Raw genomic sequence first — 3,951 nt, 5'->3', positions numbered from 1 at the left:
GGCCGGCGACCTAAAGGTCGCAAAAGCAGCACCTCGTTCACCGCTCATGGCTGTCGGGTTCGTTCTTGAGGTTCGGGCTGCGGCGTCTGGCCCGGGCATCGGAGATGCCCCGCCGCAGGCCCGGCGGTTCAAAGAACCGTAGCTCGTCTCGTCCTCGGCGCGCCTCCCCCGCGCCGCTATTGCGTCGCTACGCCCGAGGCCGGCGATTCCGAAGGAATCGCGCTACTCGCTCTCCGCCCCGTGTCCGCCTCACTGCGGCTCCGCTGGCGCTCCGCCACATTTTGCGCGCGCCTTAGGCTCCGCAGGACTCAGGTAGCGGCCACACACCATAGAGGCCGCCTCGGCCTCCCCCTTCCCATCCGCTCCTTTTCACCCCATAGGCATACGAGAAAGGCCGTTTTGTGCTATATTTGCTCTCGAACCCATTTCAAAAATCGGCACCTCCCATGAAACATCATGCCCTACTTTCCCTCTTCCTGTTCGGAACAGCCTCCCTGCTGACCGCCTGCGGCCCGCGAGACGCCTCGAAATGGCTCGACCAAACGCCCGAGCGCTGCCGGCAACCGCTCGTCGAGAACTGGTCGTTCCGCGAAACGGACTCCACGGCCACCGAAACGGCATGGCTGCCGGCGACCGTGCCCGGCACCGTGCACACCGACCTCCTCCACCTCGGGCGGATTCCCGAACCGTTTGCCGGAACGACCGAAGCCGACCTGCAATGGATCGGCGAACGCAGCTGGGAGTACCGGACGGCATTCACCCCGTCGGCAGGTATCGCGGCACAGGCTAATCAGGAGCTGGTTTTCAAGGGTATCGACACCTATGCCGACATCTACCTCAACGACTCGCTGGTGCTGGGCGGGACGGACAACATGTTCGTCGAATGGCGCATTCCGGTGAACGGTCTGCTCCGGGCGGATACCGTCAACACCCTGCGCATCGTCTTCCACCCGGCTTACGCCACGGCCTTGCCGGAGGCGACGGCCTACCCCGTGAAGCTGCCCAACGACAACGACAAGGGCGAGTGGAAAACCAGCGTCTTCACGCGCAAAGCGCCGTACCAGTTCGGCTGGGACTGGGGGCCGAGGTATCTGACGATGGGCGTCTGGCGGCCGGTCTATCTGGATGCCTGGTCGGAGGCGGCGATCGACCGCATCCAATTCGTCCGCGAGAGCTGGCAGGACTCGCTACGGGGCGCTTTCACGGCGCGGGTGACCTTGCGCGGCGGGAATACCACTGAAAAAGAACACCGTAAGACACCGGTGCGGGTGATCGTGGCCGACTCCGCCGCCACGCACGTCTACGGCCAGGCCGACGTGATGCTGGGTGCTTTCGGGGAGGCGGAAACGACGGTCGAGATCCCGTTCGCCATCGTCCATCCGAAGCTCTGGTGGCCGAACGGCATGGGCGAGCCCAACCTCTACACCGTGCGGACATTCGTGACGGACAAGGAGGGCAACCTGCTGGATCGGGACACGCAACGGATCGGCGTGCGAAAAATCGAGCTGGTGCAGGAGCCGGACAGCGTGGGCGAGGGGGCAAGTTTCCAATTCTATGTGAACGGCATTCCGTGTTTTATCAAAGGGGCGAACTACATTCCGCAGGACGTCTTTCCGTCGCGGGTCGACACGGCCCGCTACCGGGCGATCGTCGATGCGGCGGCGGAGTCGCACATGAATATGCTCCGCGTCTGGGGCGGGGGGATTTACGAAGAGGATCTCTTCTTCGACCTGTGCGACGAACGGGGGATGATGGTGTGGGAGGACTTCATGTTCGCCTGCTCGTTCTACCCGTGGGACACGGCTTTCCTCGACAACGTGCGGCGCGAGGCGGTCTACAACGTGCGGCGTTTGAGGAACCACCCGTCGCTGGCCATCTGGTGCGGGAATAACGAGATCGACGAGGCTTGGAACCATTGGGGATATCAGGGCGTGTACGGATGGGATTCGACGGAACAGGCGCAGATCAAGCACGGCATCGACACCCTGTTCCGGGGCGTGCTGGCCGACGTGGTGACGACAGAGGACGAAGGGCGACCGTACCATCCGAGTTCGCCGATGTACGGACGCGGCAATCCGCTGAGCCGGATCAAAGGAGATGTGCACTACTGGGGCGTTTTCCACGACGAAGAACCTTTCTCGGTCTACAAGGATAAACCGGGCCGGTTCAGCAACGAATACGGCTTCGTCTCGCTGGCCTGCTACGACACCTACCGGGAGTATTTCACGCCGGAAGAGATGCGGCTCTACTCGCCGGCAATGATCGCCCACCAGAAGAGTCCGAAAGCATATCGGCTGTTGGAAGAGTACATGGCGCGCGACCTGCCGCTGCTGAAGGACGATTTCCGGACGTATGTCTATCTCTCCCAGCTGCTTCAGGCCGAGGGGATGAAGATCGCGATGGAGGGGCACCGCATCAAACGGCCGTTCAACCAAGGAACGATCTACTGGCAGCTGAACGACTGCTATCCGGCTGTTTCGTGGAGCTCGATGGACAGCCGCTACCGCTGGAAGGCGCTGCAATACTACGCCCGGCGGAGTTTCGTGCCGACACTGCTGGCTTTCGAGCGGGTGGACTCGACGCAGACGGCGGTGCTGTGGGCGGTGACGGATCGGCTCGGGGCGCAGGAGGGGACGGTTTCGCTGCGGCTGATGAACTTTACGGGCAAGACGCTGTGGGATTCGACCCTACGGGCGGATGTGGCGGCCAACTCGAACCGGGAGCTGCTGCGGGCTCAGGACACGGAGCTGCTGCGGGCTCAGGACACGGAGCTGCTGCGGGCTCAGGACACGGAGCTGCTGCGGGAACTCTCGACAGAGGGAAAAAATGTCTGTCTGGTGGCGGACGGGGTGATCGGCGGGGATACGCTGCGGTCGATCTACTGGTTCGTGCCGTTCAAGGATTTGGCGTTGCCGGCGGCGGACTATACGGTTTCCTATAAGCAGGCGGGGCCGAGGCGGGTCGAAGCGACGCTGCGGGCGAATACGCTGCTGAAATCGGTCGTGTTCGACGCGGCGGCGAGACAGGATAATGCGTCGGATGCCTATTTCGACCTGCTGCCGGGCGAGGAGCGGGTGATCGAGCTGAATTTCACAGAAGAGATTCCGACGTCGGAGGGGATCGAGGGGCTGGGGATCACGGTGCGAACGCTGAACGACTTGGCGGGACGTCGGTCGGAGCGACCGGTGCGGGAGAATGTGAAGTAGTTTTTTATCGGGACGGCAGCGGCCCCGCCCCGGGCTTCCGCCCGCGAGATACGGGCGGGACGAGCAGCGTCGGCGAGGGCGGTTTCGTCTACTCGTCATCGACAAGCGGCATCGACGTGGCGTACTCGAATTTCCACACGATCAGCCTCAATCCCGGATATACGGGCAGTCGTGCTTACGGTCTTCAGTTGCGGTGCCTCTCGGAATAAACGGGCAAGAGAGCTTTCGACGGAACCGATTGGGGACTTAGAACCCGGGCTTGGGCCCGTTTTCATACTAATCTGGTGGTTCAACGAACTGCACGGGCCGAACGCCCAGAAATTACGACAACTCTCGACGCGTAAGCGGCGTGGCAGGCCTAGGCTGAAGTAGTTCGCCGCCAGCGGAGGCGCAACCGAACTAGCGAGGGTTGTAGCCCGCCGCGCGGAGTGGCGGCAAATTACACGCCACTTCGGGGCGCAAGAAGAGTACAGCCCATTTGCCAATCATGTCTGTCGGGTTCGGCTTGTCGCCCATCCCCCCGAAGCCGCTACGCGGCTTGGGCGACAAGGCCGGCGGTTCAAAGAACCGCACTATTCGTTCTTGGTTTAAGCGGGTCGAAGCCTGCGGGTGCACTCAACGAGCAACGCGAGTTGCGGGCCTCCCGATGGGAGGCGTTCGGCCCGTGCGACTCTACGAGTCGCAAAAGCACAACAGCCAGTTTGCCCCAATTCTGTCGGGTTCGGGCTGCGGCGTCCGGCCCGGG

General features: G+C 62.8%; 1 protein-coding gene. It reads left to right on the top strand.

The genetic code is table 11. The features are described from left to right. Positions 1-446: 446 nt before the first annotated feature. The gene (locus tag QZ302_RS09200; RefSeq protein ID WP_294594698.1) at positions 447-3,206 is read left to right on the top strand and encodes a glycoside hydrolase family 2 protein; all 2,760 of its coding nucleotides are present in this window, start codon (positions 447-449) and stop codon (positions 3,204-3,206) included. Positions 3,207-3,951: the final 745 nt, after the last annotated feature.

It is taken from the genome of uncultured Rikenella sp., from assembly GCF_910579375.1.
In the GTDB taxonomy this organism is placed as follows: domain Bacteria; phylum Bacteroidota; class Bacteroidia; order Bacteroidales; family Rikenellaceae; genus Rikenella.
This window is presented reverse-complemented; position numbering and strand designations above follow the sequence as displayed.